Origin of the sequence: Pseudoalteromonas sp. SG43-3 (genome assembly GCF_014164385.1) — a bacterium.
Classification (GTDB): Bacteria; Pseudomonadota; Gammaproteobacteria; order Enterobacterales; family Alteromonadaceae; genus Pseudoalteromonas; species Pseudoalteromonas distincta.
Genome location: NZ_JACJFC010000004.1, coordinates 62,437 through 84,469, shown reverse-complemented (window position 1 = coordinate 84,469; position 22,033 = coordinate 62,437). Strand labels below are relative to the sequence as shown.

The following is a 22,033-nucleotide window of genomic DNA, read 5'->3' as shown; positions in this document are numbered from 1 at the left end:
ATGGCACGTCGTATTATGTTAATTCCTGTGTCTACCGGTGTGGGTTTAACGTCGGTATCCGTTGGTTTAGTTCGCGCTCTTGAGCAAAAAACAGTTAAAGTTAACTTTTTTAAACCCATCGCTCAGCCTCGTTCAGGCGAAACAGGTCCTGAAAAATCAACACAAATAGTCACTCAAGGTTCACCTATTAACCCACCCACCCCTTTTGCTCTTGATTATGCTGAGCAAATGATTGGCGACGGTAAAGGTGATGATCTACTAGAGGAAATTGTTGAACGCTTTGAAAGTAAAATAAACGACGATGAAGTAGCTATTATTGAAGGTATGGTGCCTACTCGTCGCCAACCTTATGCTGGGCGTGTAAACCGCGAAATTGCGCAAACACTCGGCGCTGAAATTGTATTTGTACTTACCCCTGGTAATTACACCATTACTCAAATAGAAGACCGCCTAGAAATTGCAGCAGGTAATTACGGTGGAATCGATCATCCTCGTGTACTGGGCTGTATTTTTAATAAAGTAAATGCGCCACTTGATGAAGAAGGCCGTGCACGCGCCGATTTAGTCGACGCTTACAAACCCGAAGAGCTTGAAAACGAGTTAAATCGTTTAGCGTCTTTACCTATTTTTAAAAAAAATCCGTTTATGTTGCTTGGCGCAATCCCGTGGGATTTTGACTTAGTAGCGCCACGCGTAAAAGACTTAAGCGCGTATTTAAAAGCAACAATAATTAACGAAGGCGATATGCTTCATCGTCGCCTGCGTCGTATCACTTTTTGCGCTCGTACGGTTTCTAATATTTTAAATTATTTTACGCCAGGTGCTTTATTAGTAACACCGGGCGATCGCTCTGACATACTTGTTGCTGCGTGTTTATCTGCTATGAACGGCACTAAACTTGGCGCTATATTACTCACCGGTGGCTTTGAGCCAGAGCCACGTATTATGGCTTTGTGTGAACAAGCTATGCAAACCGGTTTACCAATACTCGCAACCGATGCTGACACATGGCGCACATCACTATTACTGCATAACTTTAATATGGAAGTACCAAATGATGATGACCAACGCATTGAAAAAGTAAAAGATCACAACGCAGAACATATCAATTCAAGCTGGCTCGATACTCTAGCTCAAAGTGTAGGCAAAACGCGTAAGTTATCACCACCTGCATTTCGTTATTTATTAACCGATAAAGCACGTAAAGCAGATAAAACCGTAGTATTACCAGAAGGGAATGAACCTCGTACAATTAAAGCGGCTGCTATTTGTGGTCAACGTGGCATTGCTAAAACTATATTGCTTGGCGATCGCGAAGAAATAATGCGTATTGCACAGCAGCAAGGTATTGAGCTAAACGAACATGTAAGTATCATCGAGCCAAAAAGTATTATAAATGATTATATTGCGCCTATGGTCGAAATTCGTAAAAGCAAAGGCCTAACTGCTGTAGTAGCACAAGAGCAACTACAAGATAACGTCGTACTTGGCACAATGATGCTTGAGCAAGGTAAAGTAGATGGTTTAGTATCGGGCGCGGTTAATACCACTGCCAATACAATTCGCCCGCCCCTGCAGTTAATTAAAACAGCGCCAGGATCATCGCTGGTATCTTCCGTATTTTTTATGCTGCTACCTGACCAAGTGTTAGTTTACGGTGACTGTGCTATAAACCCCGACCCTAATGCTGAACAACTTGCTGATATAGCGATTCAATCTGCCGACTCTGCAGCTGCATTTGGCATAGAGCCACGTGTAGCAATGATAAGCTATAGCACGGGTACGTCAGGTACGGGTGCCGATGTTGAAAAAGTACGTGAAGCCACAAAAATAGCAAAACAAAAACGTCCTGATTTAATTATCGACGGCCCACTACAATACGATGCCGCTATAATGGAAAATGTAGCACTTAAAAAAGCACCTAACAGCCCTGTAGCTGGTAAAGCGACTGTATTTATATTCCCAGATTTAAATACAGGTAATACAACATATAAAGCAGTACAACGCAGTGCCGACTTAATAAGTATCGGCCCTATGCTTCAAGGTATGCGCAAACCCGTAAACGACTTGAGCCGTGGTGCATTAGTCGATGATATTGTGTATACAATCGCCTTAACTGCAATTCAGGCAGCCCAAGCAGAAGCGCTAATAGCACATTAAACACAACGTGTGCTTTTTATAGCCTAGCTATTATTTATTTAATAATTAACTAGTTAGGCTATTTATACCCTGCAACCCCCATACTTATCCACAGAAATTGTGGGTAAGTTTTTAATCTCTATTAAAACCCGCTTCCAAATGCTCATTTTAGTCACGCTTACACCTTTAACTTGAAGGCAATAATCTATACTATAAAGCTATCAATAATGCTGTATCGCAGGCGTTTAATGTCAAAACAAACATTACAATTACACAGCACGGTTTTATCTATTCACAGTTTAGATGTTGACGCCGATATACCTGCGGCGCTACTCAAGCTTCCTTTATTTTTTATATCTAAAACCCAGGATGAACTATCTATTGTTTGCCCTAGTAGCTTTGAAATAGAGAGTTTAGATACCGAATCTGATTGGCAAGCACTTGAGGTGGTTGGCCCACTTGGTTTTTCGCTGACCGGAATAATGGCTAATATATCGGGTGTATTAGCACGCGCTAAAATTTCTATTTTTTCAATCTCAACCTACGATACCGATTATATTTTAGTAAAAAAGCAAACGGCCTCACTAGCACTTAACGCCTTAAAAAAAGATGGTTACAACGTGGTGGCCCAATAGCATATGAAAGCACAAACAATTGAATATCTAGCACTCAATAAAACTCCCCGCAGTGCCATCCTTATTACAAGCCCATTTACAGGTAAAGTAATACCGCTTCAAGAACACCCCGAACCTATTTTTAGGTTTGGTATTCTCGGTCCTGGTATTACTGTAAAGCTCAGTAGCCACAAAATTTTAGCGCCGTTTGATGGCACGTTATTACAAGTAAAAAACGCAGGTACTGAGTTTATTTTACAGGCTAAAAATGGTTTAAAAGTTTTAATCAACTTAACTATTACCGGTTCGCAATCAATTACACATACTCATATTGCACAATTAAATGGTAGTGAAATAAGTAAAGGCCAGCGCCTCGCTTATTTTGATTTACGCGAACTAGAAACGCCTATGCTGGCCAGTTTAATCTTACTTAACGGCCATAATCTCGGCACATTTCATTACTCACATTCGCATGTAAATGCGGATGTAGATACCTTATTAACTATTATTAAGAAGAACTAAATTTATGATCATTCTATACGGTATTAGCAATTGCGACACGATAAAAAAAGCAAAAAAATACTTAGCCGACAACAACATCGAATTTACGTTTCATGATTACCGCAAAGATGGCGTAGATGAGCAAATGGTAAGTGATTTTGCAGATAAACTCGATTGGGAACAGCTTGTTAATAAACGTGGCACAACTTATCGCGCACTAACTGATGAGCAAAAACAGAGTTTGACTAAAGAAAGTGCTATCCCATTGTTAGTTGAACAACCTGCCATGATCAAACGCCCAGTACTTATTAACAATGGCAGTTACCACTTAGGTTTTAAAGCAGCCCAATACGATGAGATATTTAAATCATGAAAGATGATGTAATTGCACTCGCTCAAGCACTAATACAACGTGAGTCAGTAACGCCCGAGGATGCTGGCTGCCAACAGATGATGAACGATCGCCTTGCTGCGGTTGGTTTTAATATTGAGTCATTATTTTTTACCGACACATTAAATACATGGGCTCGAAAAGGCACACAATCACCGCACTTTTGTTTTGCAGGCCACACTGATGTTGTGCCAACAGGCCCTGAAAAAAATTGGCAACACCCGCCGTTTTCAGGATTAATAAAAGACGGTTTATTACATGGGCGCGGCGCTGCCGATATGAAAGGCTCGTTAGCTGCAATGCTTGTTGCAACCGAGCGGTTTGTTACTAAACATCCAGATCATAAAGGCTCAATTTCTTTTTTAATAACCTCTGACGAAGAAGGCCCGTTTATAAACGGGACTACCCGTGTAATTGATACGCTAGAGGCGCGCGGTGAAAAAATTGATATGTGCCTAGTAGGCGAGCCTTCATCACGAGATGTATTAGGTGATGTTGTTAAAAATGGCCGCAGAGGTTCACTTACCGCTTTTTTAACCGTTAAGGGTGTACAAGGGCATGTCGCCTATCCACATTTAGCACAAAACCCAATTCACCTAGCAACCCCTGCCCTTACTGAGCTTAGCCAAACGGTGTGGGATAACGGAAATGAATACTTCCCTGCTACCAGCTTTCAAATTTCAAATATTAATGGCGGCACAGGTGCAGGCAACGTGATCCCGGGTGAGCTAGAAGTACAGTTTAACTTTAGATTTAGCACGCAAGTAACACATGAGCAATTACAACAACGTGTAAATGACATACTACAAAAGCATAACTTAAATTATGAATTAAGCTGGATAGTAAATGGCTTACCTTTTATTACCGAGCACGGCCCACTTGTTGATGCCACAGTAAAAGCGATTAAATCAGTAACCGGTTTAACCACAAACCTAGAAACTACCGGCGGCACATCAGATGGTCGCTTTATTGCACAAACAGGTGCTAAAGTAATTGAACTTGGCCCACGTAACGAAACTATTCATAAAGTAGATGAATGCGTAAGTACCGATGATTTAATAGCCCTTACCGACATTTACGAGCAAATACTAGAGCAACTTTTAGCATAATGGATGTAACTAAACCAACATCGATAATGTGTATCACAGGGCAAAGTGATACACATTTAACTGACATACAAAATCATCGCTTGCACAGCGCTATTATTAGCGACTTTTTAGCGCTGCAAAGTGCAGCTCAAAAAGCGGGATTTGATCTTACTATTGCCTCAAGTTTTCGCGACTTTGAACGCCAGTCAATTATTTGGAATAATAAGTTTTTAGGTATTCGACCTGTTTATAATAAACAGCAAAAGGTTGTAAATTTAACTAAATTAAATGATGTAGATAAATGCATAGCAATAATGCTCTACTCTGCACTACCTGGCGCAAGCAGACACCATTTAGGGACTGACTTAGATGTGTTTGATAAAGCTGCGGTCAGTGATGATTATAAGCTACAGCTAACACCTGATGAATACCTGCAAGGTGGGCCGTTTGCACCTTTAAGTAATTGGCTTGATACTAACTTAGTTAAATTTGGTTTTTATCGCCCTTACCAGCATGATTTAGGTGGCGTAGCACCTGAGCTTTGGCATATAAGCCATATTAAGCAATCACAATTATTAGTGAATAAACTTAGCGAGCAAGTACTTTTTGAATGCATAAAAAACAGTGAACTACAGGGTAAGCAGGCAATACTTGATAACTTACCTGCTATTTATAAACGCTTTGTAACAAACGTGAGTCCACCATAAAAGAAGGTTAACTTAAATAATATTAAGCCTTCTTTTTATTTAAAATAAATACCAGCACAGCGCCTAATATTAAGGAGCTTGCAACTATAAACTCCATTGTTACCTGCTCTGATAAAAACAAGACCCCGGCAATGGCTGCAAGTACCGGCACACAAAGCTGCACAACAGCCGCCTGGGTGCTTTTAAGCAGCGGCATTGCCACATACCAAACACTATAACCAACTCCAGACGCTATTGCCCCCGAGGCACACGCAAGTAATACCCCTTCAATACTCATATTTTTTAAATAACTCATACCTACAAGTAATAAAACAGGGATAGCAACCAAGCTTCTTATAAAGTTAAACCCAGTAGTACGCAGTGGCGATACGCACACTTTACCGCGAATACTGTAAATACCCCATGCCACACCACTGAGTGCCATAAGTGATGCACCTAATAATGAAGGCACCGCTGCAGATGGCAGCATTAAATATACAAAACCAGATAACGCCACTATAAATGCACACCACTGGAGTACGCTTAATTGCTCTTTTTGATAAATACCCCAGCCAATCATAGTAAGTTGCACAGCAGAAAATAAAATTAGTGCACCGGTACCGGTATCTAGCTCTACGTAGGCAATCGAAAAACAAAGCGCGTAAACAAGCAGGCTAATACTGCTTCGCCAGCTTCCTCTGTCACTTAAAATAGCGGGATTGAATGTGCCTTTACGTTTTAAATTATGGGTATAAATAGCCATTATAATGCCCAAACATGCAGCCCCGCTAAGTAAGCGAATAACAGTAAAGTTCCAAGCATCTATATAACCTTCTGCTAAGGCCATTCTGCAAAAAAGAGAATTTGCGGCAAACGCAATTAAAGCAATTAATGTGTATATGGTGGCTTTCAAAAAAATTCCTTCGCAACGAAAAATAACTATATTGTTTTAACTCACTCGCTAATTAACCAACCACGTTCAAGCCATTGATTAATTTTAGTAATTAAAAACCCAGCGATTTTCTCGCCTGGGAGTTCATTTAAACAGGATTGACATAACTGTGCAAAGGGTGTGTTTTGTTTTAATAAACTCAGTAAGCGGTATTCTTGTGCATCAACGCTTAAATATTGTGTACGCCTTTGAGCATCACGTGCTACAACCCAAAAGCGAGGTTCTGAGACTCTTGGCTCTGGCGGTGTTTGCTTTTGTTTTATTGCCTGCCAACTTTCAACCGCCAACGTATTAAACACAACTAACTGAACACTTGGATGTAATTTTAATAGTACAGTTGGCCATTGCTGAGGTTCAATACTTTCAAGCTCTGATACATTAAGTAATGTTTTATCGCTTGCATCAAAAGTACTTAGTAATAGTCGTTCAAATTTTGCTATATCTGCAAGTATGGGGTAATCACTAAAAGGAGTATTAGCGGCTAAATAATCTGGTAGCTTCTCTGCAAAAATTCGTAGTGACGTATGAGTTGAAGGATATAAAGCTAAATAACCATCAACCATCATCTCAAATAAATCATCACCTAAGTAAATGCCCAACTGTTCGTGATCTTGCTCAATCACGGCTCTTAAGCGAATTTTATAAGCGCTTTGATAAATAGAGAGTCGCTGTTGTGTATTTAACTGCCCTTGCTGCGCAATTTGCTCGCTAATATCCGAACTTTCTCCTTGCAGTAAATCCATAAACTGTTGTTGCAGCTTTGCTAAACCACTCATGACCTTATATCCCAAAACGGTTTCACTAGCGCTTTGGCATGCTCAAGCTCAGTAATTAAATCATCAAGGCAGCCAATATTATCATCGCGTTCAATCATGGTACTTACCGGATTTAATGTTTTTGCATACTGAGCATATAAGTCCCATACCGCATCGGGAACATCTTCATCGTGCGTATCTATAATATGCGTACCAAAGTCTTGATGTCCTGCTAAGTGAATTTGTGCAATAGCTGTACTCGGAATAGCTGATAAATAATCCATTGCATTAAAGTCGTGATTGCGCGCACTTACATAAACATTATTTACATCCATTAAAAACTTACAGCCTGTTTGCTTATGTAATTGCGCTAAGAATTCCCACTCACTCATTTGTGAATCGTTATAGGTTAAATAGCTCGATACATTTTCAAAAATCATTTCGCGCCCTAGGTAGTCCTGAACTTGCGAAATTTTATTTGCTAAATGATCAAGCGCCTCTGAGGTGTAAGGCATTGGTAGTAAATCGTGACTATTAATACCGCCCACTTGGGTAAAACATAAATGATCAGACACCCAATGCGGCTCAACCCTCGCAATTGTGTTTTTTAACTGATTTAAGTAGTCCTTATCAATAGGGTCAATACTACCAATCGACATTGATACCCCATGCATAACAATCGGATAATCTGCTCTTATTTTATTTAAATAATGCCAAGGTTTTCCACCGGCTACAAAATAGTTTTCTGAAATAATTTCAAACCAATCTACAGCTGGTTTATCTGCAATAATTTGCTCAAAATGCGGGGCTCTTAGTCCTAACCCAAAACCTAAAAAATGATTTATCATAAACTTCCTTAATAAGCCTGAATAATAAACACATCGTTCAGGCTTATTTTATGCGTTCGATAAATTGGTATTAGCTACCTACAGAACCACCAATATCACCACATGCTTTTGCAGGCATTGATACAAAACCGGTGCCTTTACATGATGCATGTCCAGCACAAGCATTATTAGCAGTCTTACAATCGTTATGACCGCCACACACATTTACATCGTTACAATGTACTAAATCTGCTTTAGCTACACTGCCAACCCATTTATCTTTTACTGTACCGCCAACGTCAGCACATGATTTTGCAGGCATTGCTACAAAACCAGTCCCTTTACATGACGCTTGACCTGCACATGCATTCTCAGCTGTTTTACAATCGTTATGGCCACCACATACATTCGCATCATAACAATGAACTAAATCAGTTGTTGCGCCATTATTAGCAACTGCACTTGATGTTGCCGTTTCTGCCTCTGTTGCATTACAACCAACTAAACCTGCTACCATTACAGCCATTGCTGCACCTGTAAACTTTTTCATTTTTTAATTCCTCTGAGTGATATAACTCTTAGCAAGACCGCTAAAGCGAAAGTACTATTTCAGTGGAGTTGATAATAAACCAAAAAAAATTCACACTTTGTTCACTAATGTCACTTTATATTTCTTTATTAGCAGGCAGTTTTACTCTACGATTTTTTACAATATTTCACACATTTAGCTAAAAATAGTATGTTAATGTATACAGGTAAATTAAGAGGAGTGCTCAGTGCGCCGCAGTATAATTTTAAGCTTTTGTTTTATTTTAAGTGGGTGTAGCACAATGGGTTTTAATGACCTATTTAATGACTATGCCACGCAAATGACACCAATAAGAAATGCGATCGAGAAAAACAACATCGAAGAAGCGCAATCCCTTATTGCTAATAATAGCACCCTGCACAGCAGCTACTTACTCAACCAACTTGAACAAGCTCGTTTAAACGACTTAGCAAATACACCAGATGATGCACAAAGTAAATTTGAGAACGTGTATACGCAAATGCAAAAAAAGCGTGAAGCCGCCAAAATACAAGTTAGTGCGGGCCTTGAACAAAGTAACGCTTTATTTACCAACGACTCAGCAATAACTTATGTGCCACCCGCTTACGAAATGAGCATGCTTCATAGTTATAAAGCACTTAACTACGTGTATAAAAATGATGTTGAAGGCGCATTGGTCGAAATTCGCCGAGCTAATAAAGTACAAGTTGATGCGCTTAGCGAGAATGAAGCAGAAGTAGACTCAACCGTTAAAGAAGCTCAGCAACACTACCCAAGCATGAGCAATGTAACCAGAAACATAAAAAATGGCTTTCAAAATGCCTACACATTTTACTTATCTGCTTTACTTTACCAAAGTGCTAAACAATACGACGACGCCTATATCGATTATAAAAAAGCATTGGCTATACAACCTAACAATATTTATTTACAGCAAGATGTAATGCGCCTTGCTAAAAAACAAGGGTTTGACCAAGATCTAAATGAATTTAAAAAACGCTTTGGCGATACGCCCACTATTTCTTCATCACAAGGCGAAGTAATTGTTTTATTTGAACAAGGATTAGTACCAAAACAAGATGAATTTAAACTGCGCTTGCCAATTTATTCATCACGTGGCGATGCACGCTTTTACAGCTTGGCGATGCCGGTATATAAAGATAATGCCTATGTGCGCCGCCTTAACAATATAAATATAGATGCACAAAGCTTGGCGCTTAGCCCACTGGTACACATTGAAGCACTTGCAGCTAAAACTCTAGAAGATCAAATACCTGCAAAAGTCGCTCGCCAAGTACTTAGATTAGTAGCTAAAGAGAAAGTGCGGGCAGAACTTGCTCGCAGTGCCGGTGATGTAGGTAACATACTTGCTAATATTTATAATTTGGCGTCTGAGCAAGCTGATACACGCAGCTGGCTTACACTTCCAAATCAAATAAGTGTCGCAAGGCAAAGCCTAAATACAGGTGAGCATTCTGTGCATATAGGCACACAACCACCTATAAATTTTACCATTAGTAAGCAAGGGTTAACGTTAATTTACTTAACCTCTATTAATAACTACTTTAATTACCACGTAGTTCAATTTTAGGAGCCATCATGAAATACATAGCGCCATTATTAGCAGCCTTAATGCTCAGTGCATGTTCCAGCCAACCGGTTACATCGGGTATTTCTGTTGAACAAAATAAAAACCAGTTTAATGAGCAATTACGTGTAGATAACCCAGAGCTTGGTAAAAAGCTGGCCATTACTGATGTGAAAACACGTCAAACCAACCAGTTAACCGATGTAGTAGTGACACTTTCGAGCCAGTATAAAAAATCACAATATTTGCAGTATCAGTTTAGTTGGTTTGATAAAGACGGCTTTGTTATTAAAGGCAACCACTCACCTTGGCAAGCACTCACCTTATTTGGTTTTGCAAAAACACAATTACCGGGCTTAGCACCGAGCTCTGATGCGGTTACCTTTTCTTTAGCAGTTAGAGAAGTGTCTACCGAATCACAAGAATTTAAAGATTAAAGGAAACAACCATGATCATCAGTAACAAATTTAAAACAGTATCAACTTACACTTTAGTTGGCTTGAGCGCTTTAGTATTAAGTGGCTGTGCTAATAAAGCCGTAGTAAGTTATGGCGATGCACAAGCAGTAGAGACAACCGATATTAATTTTGGCTCTACCGATTTACAAAAAGTAGCGAGCCAAATGACCGATTCATTACTCAGCTCACCCGTTGTTGGCACAATGACCGCTAATAAACGCCCTGTAGTATTTGTTGAGCGTATTAAAAACAAAACTAGTGAGCACATTGATACTGAATCAATCACCGATTCAATCTCAACGCAAATGCTACGCAGTGGTAAGTTCCGTTTTGTAGATATGACGCGTGTTGAGTCAGTACGTGAGCAATTAACGTTTCAAAACGAAGATGCCCTTGTTAACCCTGCAACAGCCGTTGCATTTGGTAAACAAATTGGCGCGCAATATATGTTATACGGAAATTTATCGAGCATAGTTAAATCAAACGCTGATAAATCAGATGTTTATTACAAATTTACAATGCGCTTAATGGATATGGAAAGCGGCCTTGTAGAATGGGCTGACGAAACTGAAATTCGTAAAACTAAAGAAAAATCGACATTTGGTTGGTAGTTACTAAGCCTTTACGGGCTAATAAGCCCATAAAGGCTACCAATAGGAGATTATTATGAAAGCTATAATATTAATAATGTGTGCCCTACTTAGTGTGAGCGCGCCAACTTTTGCTCAATACGAGCGCAATAAAGCAGTCCCTGTGCAGCAAGTTTTATTTGGTGACGTAAAATCGGTACGCAATATTACCGAACAAGAAATCATTCAAGACAAAAACAACGGCTGGAAAACCTTCGGCGGTGCATTACTCGGTGGTGTTGTAGGCAACCAGTTTGGTGGCGGTAGCGGCCGCACAGTAGCAACAATATTAGGCTCGGTAATTGGCGGCAGTGTTGCACACAATAGGCAGCAGCAAAGTCATTATCAGCAAAATCATTTTGTAGAGTTATTAATACAAGTTGAAAACGGCGACCAGTTTATGGTTGTTCAAGATCAAGACCAATCAATGCGCTTTAGCAAAGGCGATAATGTAAGATTAGTGTACTTGAACGACAACACGGTGCGTGTAGATAAAGCGTACTAGCCAATATATTCATGACTAAAGTAAAAAAACGAGCCAAATTTGGCTCGTTTTTTTACTTTTTAAATAACTATACTTGGCGATAGTCTTTAAAAAAACGCTTCATTTTTAACATCGCATCCGATAAATCATCTTTGCTTGGTAAAAATACCAATCTAAAATGATCCGGCTCGGGCCAATTAAACGCCCTGCCATGTACAAGTAATATTTTTTCGGCTTTTAGCAAATCGTACATCATCTTTTCATCATCTTTAACGTTAAAAAGTGCTGTATCTACTTTGGCAAACGCATAAAGCGCGCCTTTAGGTTTTTTACAACTAATGCCTTCAATAGCGTTTAACCCGCGCCATGCTATATCGCGCTGCTCGTATAAGCGCCCGCCTGGGTTAATTAAATTATCAATTGATTGCACGCCGCCCAACGCTTGTTGAATTGCATATTGCGCAGGTACATTGGCGCACAAACGCATAGATGAAAGTATTTCAAGACCTTTGCGTAAATCATCCATTACCGAGGTACGACCGCTTAGAACCATCCACCCCATTCTTAGCCCCGCTGCACGGTAGGTTTTTGCTAAACCATTAAAAGTAATGATTGGTACATCATCACACAGTGAGCCGATTGAAGTATGCGTTATACCATCGTATAAAATCTTTTCGTAAATCTCATCGCTCAATAACAGCAGTTTATGTTCACGCGCTATATCAATTAATTGCATTAGCAAATCGTCACTGTAAACCGCACCTGTCGGATTATTAGGATTAATTAATACCAAAGCTTTAGTTTTAGACGTTATTTTGCTTTTTATATCTGCAATATCCGGAAACCAATCTTGCTCTTCATCACATAAATAATGCACCGGATTACCACCCGATAATGTGACAGAAGCAGTCCAAAGTGGATAATCTGGAGCTGGAATAAGCACTTCATCGCCATTATTTAATAGCGCTTGGGTGATCATCTGAATAAGTTCGCTTACGCCATTACCAATATAGATACTATCTACATCTAAATTATGTAATCCACGTTGTTGGTAGTGCTGATAAATAGCCACGCGGGCTGAATAGAGGCCTTTAGAGTCACAGTAACCTTGGGCTGAATATAAGTTGCGGATAATATCGCGGTGCATATCTTCTGGCATATCAAAACCAAAAGCAGCTGGATTACCTATATTCAATTTTAATACTTTTTGACCTTCGTCTTCCATTTTTTTAGCTTGTGCTAAAACCGGCCCACGAATGTCATAACATACACCTTCTAATTTGTGACTCTTTTTAATATCAGACATTTTTACCTCTTTAGGGCGTATTGACTTTATGGATTAAATTTGTTCAACCTAGGGGCGATTTAATCGCGGCGCGAGATTTGTAACCTAGTGGGCTAAGTAAAAATTGAGTAACAAAGAGAAAATAGCCCCTAGGAAGAACCCTCTGGGCAATGCGTGTTTGGATTTTATGTGTTGTTATCGCCTATTTATGTGGAAAACCACACTGCATAGGCTCTGCCTAACCTAAAAACCAGACACTCGTTGCAAATTCAATCCCGAAAGATCAACACGCCCTAGTGAGTCTTTAGACTAACCTAGTAAAGGCGTAAAATGCCAGTCAATTTAGGTGCTTAATACTGAAATAAATTCACGTTTCAGCGTCAATAATTAACGAGATGCTAACCATTCATTTAGCTTAGCTTGAGAGCCTGTTACTTGAGCCATTAAGCTATTAGATGCGTCGATAGCTTCAGCTAAGTTATCTAGGTTTAAATTTTGTTCAATAACACGCGATACTTCAGCAAGGCTTGAAGCTCCAAACTGCGCCGCATTCGATTTTAAGCTATGGGAGTGGCGAATAGCTGCTTCTTTATCTTTACCAATGGTTGCTAACACTTCTGAGCCCAAACGTTCAAACTCTGAGCAGCAAAAATCAAGTGTATCAGCAAACTGCTCACCCAATAACGATTCCATACTCTCTAATGCTGATGTATCAATATTTATTTCTGTCATATTTTAAGCCCTTAAAACAATCCATGTAAGTTACAGTTTAATAGTACTACTTTATATTGATGCGTAAAAAAAACCAACTTAATTGCCTTATAAATGTATAATTGCGAGGATCATACTGGCAACAAAAAGTTTATTAAATGGCACGCACACTTTGTAATCATTGTAACTTTTCAATAAACACCTGTATTTGCAACGCAATTACAAATATAAACAACAAAGTTACGGTTATTATTCTACAGCACCCGAGTGAAGAAAAAATAGCAAAAAATACCGCTAAACTACTCAATTTATGCCTAACTGATTGCCAAATAATCAAAGGCGAAAATAATGATGACTTTTCCATACTAAAAACACTGCCAGTAAGCTCAACTGTTTTACTCTACCCTAACGAACACGCTGTAAATTTAGACGATAACACTGAGCAGCCAAATGTAAAAAACATCACCCATTTAATCGTGGTTGATGGTACATGGAAAAAAGTCTACAAAATTTTGCAGCTCACCACATTACTAAATCAATTTAAAACGGTCAGTTTTAAACAGCTACCTAAAAATCGTTATGCTATTCGTAAAGCTCCTCGGGCCGACAGCCTATCCACACTTGAAGCTGTAGCGCATAGTTTGTTTTTAATAGAGCAGCTAAATCCCGCACCACTTTATAATGCGCTAAATGAATTAATACAAAAACAAACCCAACACATGCCTGAGCACGTAAAAGCACGTTACTTAGATTAAATTCGTTACTATATGAAACTTGCAATGCGTAACTACCCTAACAGACTAAAACGTGGCTTTACTCGCCAAGGACCCGACTATCGCTTTGACGACCAAGTCGACTTTAGCGATATAAGAGATACCTTCGGCTTTAGGTCAATGGTCGTTGGTAAATGGGTAACTAAAGAAGAGCACTACATTAGCGCCAATTTAATTTACGATGCACTGGCCGACCTTGCGCAAATACTGCATTTACCACCTAAAGCAATTGGCCTGCGCGGGAAGCTTAACTTTGCATTTGGCCATGGTGGTCAAAAAGGCGTGCAAGCGCATTATAATGCAGCCTCTCAAACACTTGCTCTTGCAAAAAATGCAGGCGGTGGTGCACTTGCTCATGAATGGTTTCATGCGTTTGACCATCATATAAGCGAGCACTTATTTGCAACAAAACCACAATTTGGCTTTGCCTCAAAATTGTGGCTTTCAAACACGCCTAATTTATCGCATCCACTTAATAATGCTTTGAACAGTTTTTATAAACATGTATTTCTAGATGAAGATGGTATTGATGCAAATAACTTTGTACAAACGTGTATAGAACACGATAAAGCCCACAATATGAATTATATGAGCATGCCAGAAGAGCTTGCAGCACGGTGTTTTGAAGCCTGTATTGAAGGCCACACATATATAAAAAATAGTTTTTTGGTGGGAGGCTTAAAAAGTAGTAATTTAATATACCCAAATAGTGAGCATATCAATAAAGCAAATGAAGCGCTTAACCACTATTTTGAACTACTGGGTTATGCGCTTCATAGAATGGACGAGTAATGCCTATATTTGGTGATTATTTATCGTCACTAATACGACTTGCTACTGCGCTGCTTTGATCTTTATATTTTGCATCTTTACGAATATTATATGGGTTTTCACACGGGCCCGATAACATTTCAAAGCTCATAGCACCAATTTTCATCAGCGGGCGTAGTGCCAGTGGTAATTTACCTGAGTTGTAAAACTCTAAAACGATATTGCCGCTCCAGCCTGGGTCTATTCGATGCGCGGTTACATGCACCATTAACCCCAAACGCGCAAGCGATGAGCGTCCATCTAACCAACCTACTATATCTGCTGGTAGAGTGACTTTTTCATGGGTAATAGCTAGTGCAAGTTCACCTGGGTGTAAAAAGAATGCTTCACCTTCATCAAGCACTATTTCTTCACTCATGATCGATTCCATGGCCTTATTTAACTGATCTTTTGGACCACTTAAATCGACGTATGCCGCGTTATGCGCATTAAACGTTCTAAATTTATTACCCAAGCGTAAATCGGCAGTCACGCCTGAAATCATCTCGCTCGTTGGTGCAGGCTCAATAACTATGCGGCCATCGCTTAAGTATTCTTTAATATGTGTGTCTGAAAGTCTCATTATTTATTAATCTTCCGTAATCACAATTTCAATTGCATTGTGATGCTGTTGATAATAAAGCGTGCTGGCTATTAACCTTGCTGCTGCGCTGTATGTTTTGCTTATTGAGGCATCGTTATCGCTTGCAATAAGTTTACCTTGCTCAGAATACTCGCGTATATCTATTGCAAGTGGAATATGGCTAAGTACAGGCACGCCGTGCTTATGCGCCAGTTTTTGTGCACCGTCTTTACCAAAAACGTGGTTAGCTTCACCACAGTGAGTGCAAATGTAGTGGCTCATATTTTCTATTAAGCCAAGCACCGGTACGTTTACTTTATTAAACATAGCAATGCCTTTTTGCGCATCGGCTAGCGCTAAATCTTGCGGTGTAGTGACAATAACAGTGCCGCTAGCGGGTACTTTTTGGCTCATTGTAAGCTGAATATCACCGGTGCCCGGTGGCATATCAACAATTAAGTAGTCAAGCTCGCCCCAATCGGTTTCGTTAAGTAACTGGCTCAGCGCGCCTGACGCCATTGGCCCGCGCCATACCGTGGCATCATCGCTTGGAACTAAAAAGCCAATTGACTGCGCTTTAATGCCATTTGCATCAAAAGGCTGTAGCTGTTTGTTATCTTTAGTGACGGGCTCTGCGCCCACTAATCCTAAAAGCATTGGGATAGATGGGCCATAAATGTCAGCATCTAAAATACCCACCTTTGCGCCTTCATTTTTAAGCGCGCCTGCCAAGTTAACAGCAGTAGTCGACTTACCTACCCCACCTTTGCCTGAGGCAATAAGTACAATATGTTTAATCGTCTTAAACTTAGCCGCCTCTCTAATGATAACCTTGGCGCTAATTGTTACAGGCACATTTAAGCTTTCACTTACGTGTTGCTCAACTAAAGGCATTTCTGATTGCCCAGCAAATGGCAGAGTTAATTTAATGTGTAGTGATTTATCGTCATTTTGAGTAATAGTATCAATGAAGCTTTCGTCAATACCGACGGCAAAAGCCGCACTACGATATGCCGCTAAGGCAGTTATAATCGGTTGTTTTTGCACCGATTTAGAAGAGAATAGTTTCGACAGTCCAAACATAGCAATTAAATAGCGTTTCTTTGATGAAAAGTGCCACGGAATTATGTAACATTCAGGGCATTAACACCAGTCAATTAATAAAAATCCATAAGCTGTGCGCACTCTAAGCAGATAGCTTGTAGATAAATTAATGATAATTGCCGTTTGTATAATAAAAACGGCGTTTTATCCTCAATTCGGAATGATTATGACGCAGCGAAAGATCCTGATTACCAGCGCATTACCTTATGCAAATGGCCCTACTCACCTAGGTCATTTATTGGAATATATTCAAACTGATATTTGGTCACGTTTTCAAAAACTACAAGGCCACGAAGCTTATTATGTTTGCGCAGACGATGCCCACGGCACGCCAATTATGCTTAATGCGCAAAAGCAAGGGATCACGCCTGAAGAAATGGTAAAACAAGTGAGCATAGAGCGCCAACGCGACTTTGCTGACTTTAATATCAAATTTGATAACTACCACAGCACCCACAGCCAAGAAAACAAAGAATTAAGCGAACTTATTTATAACCGCCTAAACGATGCCGGTCATATTAAAAAGCACACTATTTCGCAATTATTTGATCCAGAAAAAGGTATTTTCTTACCAGACCGCTTTGTAACAGGTACTTGCCCGACGTGTAAGTCTGAAAACCAAAACGGCGATAGCTGTGATTCGTGTGGTGCTACATACAGCCCTACCGAACTTATTAACCCGCGTTCTGTAATGTCAGGTGCTGAGCCTGTACTTAAAGATTCTGAGCATTACTTTTTTGACCTGCCAGCATTTGAAGGCATGCTAAAAGAGTGGTTACACTCGGGAACTATTCAACAAGAAATGGCTAACAAGCTAGACGAATGGTTTACCGATGGCTTGCAACAGTGGGATATTAGCCGTGACGCACCTTATTTTGGTTTTGAAATCCCAAATGCACCAGGCAAATATTTTTACGTTTGGTTAGATGCACCTATTGGTTACATGGCGAGTTTTAAAAACCTATGTGACGAAAAAGGCCTCGACTTTGATGCGTTTTGGGCTGAAGGTTCATACGCAGAGCTTTATCACTTTATTGGTAAAGACATTATCTACTTCCACAGCTTATTTTGGCCAGCAATGCTAGAAGGCGCTAATTTTAGAAAGCCAACTAACGTATTCGCTCATGGTTTTGTAACTGTGAATGGCGAAAAAATGTCTAAATCAAAGGGTACGTTTATTAAAGCGCGTACTTATTTAGATAACTTAAACCCAGAATACTTACGTTACTACTACGCAGCAAAATTAAGCAGCGGTATTGTTGATCTGGATTTAAACCTAGAAGACTTTGCACAGCGCGTAAATTCAGACCTAGTAGGTAAAGTAGTCAACATAGCGAGCCGTTGTGCTGGCTTTATTACTAAAAAGTTTGATGGCAAACTAAGCAGCACCATTATGCAACCAGAGCTGTTAGCTGAGTTTCAAGCGGCTGCACCGAGCATTACAACACACTACGAGAACCGCGATTACAGCCGCGCAATTCGCGAAATAATGGCGCTTGCCGACAAAGCAAACCAATTTATTGATGGCGCAGCGCCTTGGGTATTAATTAAAGACGAAACTAAGCAACAAGAAGCACACGAAGTGTGTTCTCTTGGTCTTAACTTGTTCCGCGTTTTAATTACTTACTTAAAACCCGTGCTACCAGGAATGGCAGACAACGTACAAGCGTTTTTAAATGACGACCTTGCATGGGACGGCGTTCAAAATGCACTAGTAAGCCACCCTATCAATAAATTTAAACCGTTAATGCAACGTGTTGAAATGGATAAAGTGAACAAAATGGTTGAAGAATCTAAAGAAAGCTTAGCACCAAAAGTAACAATTGACCCTAACAGCCCGCTTGCAAAAGAGCCAATTAGCGACGAGATTGAGTTCGATGATTTTGCAAAAGTAGACCTACGCGTAGCTAAAATTGCTAAAGCAGAGCACGTAGAAGGCGCAGATAAACTACTTAAGCTAACACTTGATTTAGGCGGCGAAACTCGCCAAGTGTTTGCGGGTATTAAATCAGCTTACGCACCTGAGGATATCGAAGGCAAGCTAACCGTTATGGTTGCTAACCTTAAGCCTCGTAAAATGCGCTTTGGTATGTCTGAAGGCATGGTATTAGCAGCAGGCCCTGGCGGAAAAGAAATTTATATTCTTAACCCAGATGACGGCTCAGAGCCTGGTATGCGCGTAATGTAATATTACTCATACTATAAAAACCGCTGATATGTCAGCGGTTTTTTTATGGGCAAAATTAATGTTTAGTCGTATATTAAATACCGAACAAGAACGTAGTGTTCTTACCAAGCTTGTAAAAAAATATATAAGTAAACTGCCTAAATAGGCAGTTATATTTTAACTATAAAATTAATCATCTTTTTTAATTGAGCTTTTTCAATACGCGGTCTTTTCTTGGTAGGTAATAGTTATCGTAATCAAGTGAGACTATAACGCGCTCTGCTTTTCCTAATAACTCATTACGCGGAATTAAACCTATTACACGCGAGTCAGCGCTATTGTCGCGGTTATCGCCCATTGCTAAATAATAATCATCAGGAATTGTAATTGCGTCAAAGCCCGATAAACGTGAAGGAATATTTGCCACTCTTATCGAATGCGCTAATCCGTTTAAATCTTCGATTTTATCAAGCGAGTCTATGTTGCTTTGCTGATCTGCATAATTAAGTCTTTTACCATTAATAATGAGCTCATTATTTTCAAGCGCAACGGTGTCTCCTGGCACACCAATTACACGTTTAATTAAACGGTTATCGGCAGCTTGTGAGTCAAAAACAATAATATCACCGGTTTGTGGGTCCGCTAGTTTAAGTAGTTTTATATGCGTAAATGGGACACGAATATCGTAGGCCATTTTATCGGTAAGTATTCTGTCACCTTCTTGAATTGTTGGTTTCATTGAGCCTGTTGGCACTTCGTACCAATCGGCTACAGCGCTTCTAAATACGCTCATCAGTGCAATAAATACGATAAGAGAGCGGTTATTTTTCCAAAACTTATAAACTAATTTCATGCCTATTCCCTTCAATTGAACAAGTCTTTAATTAAGTAACTGTTTATATGACTTTGCTATTTAGCTGCAGTTCAATCAATGATGTAACAAAACATGTTGACTACTAATTTTAATTGATCGATTAAATTTAGAGCGTCGTAACATTTAACGAAACCAACGGGTATTAACTTAAAGGAAAAATAAAATGTTTAAGAAAATTACTACTGCATTATTGTTTACAACTGCAAGCCTTGGATTTACTACAATGGCTTATGCTGATCATCATGGTATGAAAAAAGACGTTGTTGAAGTAGCCGTTGAAAATGGTTCGTTCACTACTCTTGTTGCTGCTGTTAAAGCCGCAGGTTTAGTTGAAACACTGCAAGGTAAAGGACCCTTTACTATTTTTGCACCAACAGATGCTGCATTTTCTAAATTACCTGAAGGCACTGTAGAAATGTTACTCAAGCCTGAAAACAAAGATAAGCTAACGGCGGTATTAACTTATCACGTAGTGTCTGGAAAAGTGATGGCAGCCGATGTAATGAAGGTAGATAGTGCGAAAACACTACAAGGCCAATCAGTTATGGTTAAAGCCGACAGCATGGGCGTAATGATAAATGACGCTAAAGTTGTAAAAGCTGATGTAAAAGCAAGCAACGGCGTAATTCATGTTATCGACACAGTACTACTTCCAAAAGAGTAGTCATAAAAGAATAAGCCAACTAAAAAAGCATAAGTAAATACTTATGCTTTTTTATTTATTTTTGTTTCATGACATAACAAATTATTGATTTAGTTTTTCTTTCGCTTCTTTTACTTTTTCAAAATCTAAACCAAGTTCGTCAGTCGCTTCTTTAATAAGATGCGGTTGAGTCATCACGACTGCCATTAGTTGCTGTAGCTTTTCTGGCGGAATACCAAGCTCTTGAACAAGCGCCATTGCCATCATTGGGTTTTGAGTAAACGCTTCAAACAATGCTTTTACTTTTTCGTCGCTTACATTGTGCTCTTTAAGTATTGCTAGTATTGGATTCATTATTAAACCTTAAGTGTTTTTTATAGGGCTTAGTATATGGGCTAAACCCTAAAATTAAAGAGTTACTCTACAAGTAAAACCACTTTTCCTGCGTTTTCATTACGCTCTAAAATAGCATGGGCTTCGTTTGCGTCGCTCCAAGGCAATGTTTTATACAAGTTAAAGTCGTACTTTTTAGTGGCAATATCGTTGTAAAAACGCGCTACAAAGTCGTCGCGTACCTGACGTTTAAACTCAATACTACGATTTCTAAGCGTTGAGGCATGAAACGAAATACGCTTTTGTAAAAGCGCCGCAAAATCAACTTCTGCAAAACGTCCATCTAAAAATGCAAGCATTACAATTTGGCAATCCATGGCTGCAATAGCGGCATTTTTATTTAAGTAACTACCCGAAACAGGATCTACAATTGCATTTGCTGTTAACTCATTTGCTTTCATATATTCTACAAAGTCAGTGGTTTTGTAGTTAATTGCATGATCGGCACCAAGCTCTTTTGCGTGTTGGCATTTGTCATCCGTACCGGCAGTAATAACTACGGTAGCACCTGCGCTTTTAGCCATTTGAATTGCTGCACCGCCCACACCACTAGCACCTGCATGAATAAGCGCTGTTTGCCCTTTTTGTAATTTACCAAGCTCAAATAACGCGCCAAATGCCGTTAAATACACTTCGCTTATTGCAGCGCCTTCAGCCATTGTTACATCATCGGGTAATTCCATAAGCTGTTTTGCATCAACTGCTACATATTCGCTATAAGCACCACCTGAGCACAACGTAAAAATACGCTTGTTTAGCCAGCTTTTATCTACATCTTTTCCAAGCTCAGTAACTGTACCCGCACATTCTAAACCTAAAATCGGGCTATCTCCCGCAGGGGCCGGGTATTTACCTTGGCGCTGCATACTGTCTGCACGGTTTACACCTATTGCTGCAACTTTAACAAGTACTTCATGGCTCTTTAAAACCGGCTTTTCGGTTTCACTAAATGCAAGATTGCCATCTTCATGAGAAATATATTTCATTGTTGCTCCAAGTTTAAAAACTGTAATAACATATAGATGGGG

General features: G+C 39.6%; 25 protein-coding genes. 14 read left to right on the top strand and 11 right to left on the bottom strand.

Annotated features, from left to right (window positions below):
- From pta to H5157_RS04865, 6 genes are all read left to right on the top strand, one after another.
- Positions 1–2,160, top strand: coding sequence for a phosphate acetyltransferase (gene pta / locus H5157_RS04890; protein ID WP_002959697.1), 2,160 nt, complete (start codon positions 1–3; stop codon positions 2,158–2,160).
- Positions 2,161–2,387: 227 nt separating this feature from the next.
- Complete coding sequence (locus tag H5157_RS04885) at positions 2,388–2,774, top strand: ACT domain-containing protein (protein WP_002959696.1); 387 nt, start codon at positions 2,388–2,390, stop codon at positions 2,772–2,774.
- 3 nt (positions 2,775–2,777) lie between these two features.
- Positions 2,778–3,275 (top strand): PTS glucose transporter subunit IIA, encoded by a 498-nt coding sequence (locus H5157_RS04880; protein ID WP_002959694.1) that lies wholly within the window; start codon positions 2,778–2,780, stop codon positions 3,273–3,275.
- Positions 3,276–3,279: 4 nt separating this feature from the next.
- Complete coding sequence (locus tag H5157_RS04875; RefSeq protein WP_182724284.1) at positions 3,280–3,627, top strand: ArsC family reductase; 348 nt, start codon at positions 3,280–3,282, stop codon at positions 3,625–3,627.
- Positions 3,624–4,754: a succinyl-diaminopimelate desuccinylase gene (dapE, locus tag H5157_RS04870; protein ID WP_154903259.1), complete on the top strand. Its 1,131-nt coding sequence runs from the start codon at positions 3,624–3,626 to the stop codon at positions 4,752–4,754. The genes H5157_RS04875 and dapE overlap by 4 nt, the downstream gene beginning before the upstream one ends.
- The gene (locus tag H5157_RS04865; protein ID WP_182724283.1) at positions 4,754–5,440 is read left to right on the top strand and encodes a M15 family metallopeptidase; all 687 of its coding nucleotides are present in this window, start codon (positions 4,754–4,756) and stop codon (positions 5,438–5,440) included. Before dapE ends, H5157_RS04865 begins: the two co-directional genes overlap by 1 nt.
- Before the next feature lie 22 nt (positions 5,441–5,462).
- Here the strand turns inward: H5157_RS04865 and H5157_RS04860 are convergent, their stop codons facing one another.
- The 4 genes from H5157_RS04860 to H5157_RS04845 all read right to left on the bottom strand — a co-directional run bounded on the left by H5157_RS04860 (position 5,463) and on the right by H5157_RS04845 (position 8,503).
- Positions 5,463–6,332: a DMT family transporter gene (locus H5157_RS04860; RefSeq protein ID WP_182711338.1), complete on the bottom strand. Its 870-nt coding sequence runs from the start codon at positions 6,330–6,332 to the stop codon at positions 5,463–5,465.
- Between the two features lie 41 nt (positions 6,333–6,373).
- Complete coding sequence (locus H5157_RS04855) at positions 6,374–7,147, bottom strand: DNA-binding domain-containing protein (protein ID WP_182724282.1); 774 nt, start codon at positions 7,145–7,147, stop codon at positions 6,374–6,376.
- The gene (locus tag H5157_RS04850; RefSeq protein ID WP_182724281.1) at positions 7,144–7,974 is read right to left on the bottom strand and encodes a DUF692 domain-containing protein; all 831 of its coding nucleotides are present in this window, start codon (positions 7,972–7,974) and stop codon (positions 7,144–7,146) included. The genes H5157_RS04855 and H5157_RS04850 overlap by 4 nt, the downstream gene beginning before the upstream one ends.
- A 70-nt stretch (positions 7,975–8,044) precedes the next feature.
- Positions 8,045–8,503, bottom strand: coding sequence for a hypothetical protein (locus H5157_RS04845; RefSeq protein ID WP_182724280.1), 459 nt, complete (start codon positions 8,501–8,503; stop codon positions 8,045–8,047).
- A 226-nt stretch (positions 8,504–8,729) separates the two neighbouring features.
- Between H5157_RS04845 and H5157_RS04840 the strand changes: the two genes are divergently transcribed.
- Genes H5157_RS04840 through H5157_RS04825 form a run of 4 tightly spaced genes read left to right on the top strand, consistent with a single transcriptional unit; the run spans position 8,730 to position 11,683 of the window.
- A complete protein-coding gene (locus H5157_RS04840; RefSeq protein ID WP_182724279.1) occupies positions 8,730–10,094 on the top strand; it encodes a COG3014 family protein in 1,365 nt (454 codons plus the stop codon).
- Between the two features lie 8 nt (positions 10,095–10,102).
- The gene (locus tag H5157_RS04835; RefSeq protein ID WP_182724278.1) at positions 10,103–10,528 is read left to right on the top strand and encodes a YcfL family protein; all 426 of its coding nucleotides are present in this window, start codon (positions 10,103–10,105) and stop codon (positions 10,526–10,528) included.
- Between the two features lie 11 nt (positions 10,529–10,539).
- Entirely contained in the window at positions 10,540–11,160 is a 621-nt protein-coding gene (lpoB, locus tag H5157_RS04830; RefSeq protein WP_182724277.1) for a penicillin-binding protein activator LpoB, read from the top strand.
- 55 nt (positions 11,161–11,215) lie between these two features.
- On the top strand, positions 11,216–11,683 hold the full coding sequence (locus H5157_RS04825; RefSeq protein ID WP_002959676.1) for a glycine zipper 2TM domain-containing protein: 468 nt from the start codon (positions 11,216–11,218) through the stop codon (positions 11,681–11,683).
- A 67-nt stretch (positions 11,684–11,750) separates the two neighbouring features.
- Here the strand turns inward: H5157_RS04825 and H5157_RS04820 are convergent, their stop codons facing one another.
- Together H5157_RS04820 and H5157_RS04815 are read right to left on the bottom strand one after the other, a co-directional pair.
- On the bottom strand, positions 11,751–12,968 hold the full coding sequence (locus H5157_RS04820) for a pyridoxal phosphate-dependent aminotransferase (RefSeq protein ID WP_024597609.1): 1,218 nt from the start codon (positions 12,966–12,968) through the stop codon (positions 11,751–11,753).
- Between the two features lie 366 nt (positions 12,969–13,334).
- Positions 13,335–13,679 (bottom strand): Hpt domain-containing protein, encoded by a 345-nt coding sequence (locus H5157_RS04815; RefSeq protein WP_002959674.1) that lies wholly within the window; start codon positions 13,677–13,679, stop codon positions 13,335–13,337.
- A gap of 137 nt (positions 13,680–13,816) precedes the next feature.
- Between H5157_RS04815 and H5157_RS04810 the strand changes: the two genes are divergently transcribed.
- Together H5157_RS04810 and H5157_RS04805 are read left to right on the top strand one after the other, a co-directional pair.
- Entirely contained in the window at positions 13,817–14,413 is a 597-nt protein-coding gene (locus tag H5157_RS04810; RefSeq protein ID WP_024597610.1) for a tRNA-uridine aminocarboxypropyltransferase, read from the top strand.
- Positions 14,414–14,437: 24 nt separating this feature from the next.
- Positions 14,438–15,223 carry a CLCA_X family protein gene (locus H5157_RS04805; protein ID WP_182724334.1) on the top strand — a complete coding sequence of 262 codons (786 nt, stop codon included), beginning with the start codon at positions 14,438–14,440 and terminating at the stop codon, positions 15,221–15,223.
- Positions 15,224–15,239: 16 nt separating this feature from the next.
- On the opposite strand, the gene dcd is transcribed toward H5157_RS04805, so the two are convergent.
- Complete coding sequence (gene dcd, locus H5157_RS04800; protein WP_002959670.1) at positions 15,240–15,824, bottom strand: dCTP deaminase; 585 nt, start codon at positions 15,822–15,824, stop codon at positions 15,240–15,242.
- A 6-nt stretch (positions 15,825–15,830) separates the two neighbouring features.
- Positions 15,831–16,907 carry an iron-sulfur cluster carrier protein ApbC gene (apbC, locus tag H5157_RS04795; RefSeq protein ID WP_182672240.1) on the bottom strand — a complete coding sequence of 359 codons (1,077 nt, stop codon included), beginning with the start codon at positions 16,905–16,907 and terminating at the stop codon, positions 15,831–15,833.
- Positions 16,908–17,094: 187 nt separating this feature from the next.
- Here apbC and metG point away from each other — a divergent pair, with 187 nt between their 5' ends.
- Positions 17,095–19,116: a methionine--tRNA ligase gene (metG, locus tag H5157_RS04790; RefSeq protein ID WP_182724276.1), complete on the top strand. Its 2,022-nt coding sequence runs from the start codon at positions 17,095–17,097 to the stop codon at positions 19,114–19,116.
- A gap of 181 nt (positions 19,117–19,297) precedes the next feature.
- Here metG and lepB read toward each other — a convergent pair whose 3' ends face one another.
- The gene (gene lepB, locus H5157_RS04785) at positions 19,298–19,948 is read right to left on the bottom strand and encodes a signal peptidase I (RefSeq protein WP_182724275.1); all 651 of its coding nucleotides are present in this window, start codon (positions 19,946–19,948) and stop codon (positions 19,298–19,300) included.
- A gap of 184 nt (positions 19,949–20,132) precedes the next feature.
- Here lepB and H5157_RS04780 point away from each other — a divergent pair, with 184 nt between their 5' ends.
- Positions 20,133–20,633, top strand: coding sequence for a fasciclin domain-containing protein (locus H5157_RS04780; protein WP_007582534.1), 501 nt, complete (start codon positions 20,133–20,135; stop codon positions 20,631–20,633).
- Positions 20,634–20,714: 81 nt separating this feature from the next.
- On the opposite strand, the gene H5157_RS04775 is transcribed toward H5157_RS04780, so the two are convergent.
- Positions 20,715–20,966: a DUF2999 family protein gene (locus H5157_RS04775; RefSeq protein WP_007582532.1), complete on the bottom strand. Its 252-nt coding sequence runs from the start codon at positions 20,964–20,966 to the stop codon at positions 20,715–20,717.
- 62 nt (positions 20,967–21,028) lie between these two features.
- On the bottom strand, positions 21,029–21,991 hold the full coding sequence (locus H5157_RS04770) for a zinc-binding dehydrogenase (RefSeq protein WP_024595341.1): 963 nt from the start codon (positions 21,989–21,991) through the stop codon (positions 21,029–21,031).
- Positions 21,992–22,033: the final 42 nt, after the last annotated feature.

Coding starts and splice junctions, on each gene's coding strand:
- pta (WP_002959697.1), top strand. CDS start 1: ATGGCACGTCGTATTATGTTAATTCCTGTGTCTACCGGTGTGGGTTTA.
- H5157_RS04885 (WP_002959696.1), top strand. CDS start 2,388: ATGTCAAAACAAACATTACAATTACACAGCACGGTTTTATCTATTCAC.
- H5157_RS04880 (WP_002959694.1), top strand. CDS start 2,778: ATGAAAGCACAAACAATTGAATATCTAGCACTCAATAAAACTCCCCGC.
- H5157_RS04875 (WP_182724284.1), top strand. CDS start 3,280: ATGATCATTCTATACGGTATTAGCAATTGCGACACGATAAAAAAAGCA.
- dapE (WP_154903259.1), top strand. CDS start 3,624: ATGAAAGATGATGTAATTGCACTCGCTCAAGCACTAATACAACGTGAG.
- H5157_RS04865 (WP_182724283.1), top strand. CDS start 4,754: ATGGATGTAACTAAACCAACATCGATAATGTGTATCACAGGGCAAAGT.
- H5157_RS04855 (WP_182724282.1), bottom strand. CDS start 7,147: ATGAGTGGTTTAGCAAAGCTGCAACAACAGTTTATGGATTTACTGCAA.
- H5157_RS04850 (WP_182724281.1), bottom strand. CDS start 7,974: ATGATAAATCATTTTTTAGGTTTTGGGTTAGGACTAAGAGCCCCGCAT.
- H5157_RS04845 (WP_182724280.1), bottom strand. CDS start 8,503: ATGAAAAAGTTTACAGGTGCAGCAATGGCTGTAATGGTAGCAGGTTTA.
- H5157_RS04835 (WP_182724278.1), top strand. CDS start 10,103: ATGAAATACATAGCGCCATTATTAGCAGCCTTAATGCTCAGTGCATGT.
- lpoB (WP_182724277.1), top strand. CDS start 10,540: ATGATCATCAGTAACAAATTTAAAACAGTATCAACTTACACTTTAGTT.
- H5157_RS04825 (WP_002959676.1), top strand. CDS start 11,216: ATGAAAGCTATAATATTAATAATGTGTGCCCTACTTAGTGTGAGCGCG.
- H5157_RS04820 (WP_024597609.1), bottom strand. CDS start 12,968: ATGTCTGATATTAAAAAGAGTCACAAATTAGAAGGTGTATGTTATGAC.
- H5157_RS04815 (WP_002959674.1), bottom strand. CDS start 13,679: ATGACAGAAATAAATATTGATACATCAGCATTAGAGAGTATGGAATCG.
- H5157_RS04810 (WP_024597610.1), top strand. CDS start 13,817: ATGGCACGCACACTTTGTAATCATTGTAACTTTTCAATAAACACCTGT.
- H5157_RS04805 (WP_182724334.1), top strand. CDS start 14,438: ATGCGTAACTACCCTAACAGACTAAAACGTGGCTTTACTCGCCAAGGA.
- dcd (WP_002959670.1), bottom strand. CDS start 15,824: ATGAGACTTTCAGACACACATATTAAAGAATACTTAAGCGATGGCCGC.
- apbC (WP_182672240.1), bottom strand. CDS start 16,907: ATGTTTGGACTGTCGAAACTATTCTCTTCTAAATCGGTGCAAAAACAA.
- metG (WP_182724276.1), top strand. CDS start 17,095: ATGACGCAGCGAAAGATCCTGATTACCAGCGCATTACCTTATGCAAAT.
- lepB (WP_182724275.1), bottom strand. CDS start 19,948: ATGAAATTAGTTTATAAGTTTTGGAAAAATAACCGCTCTCTTATCGTA.
- H5157_RS04780 (WP_007582534.1), top strand. CDS start 20,133: ATGTTTAAGAAAATTACTACTGCATTATTGTTTACAACTGCAAGCCTT.
- H5157_RS04775 (WP_007582532.1), bottom strand. CDS start 20,966: ATGAATCCAATACTAGCAATACTTAAAGAGCACAATGTAAGCGACGAA.
- H5157_RS04770 (WP_024595341.1), bottom strand. CDS start 21,991: ATGAAATATATTTCTCATGAAGATGGCAATCTTGCATTTAGTGAAACC.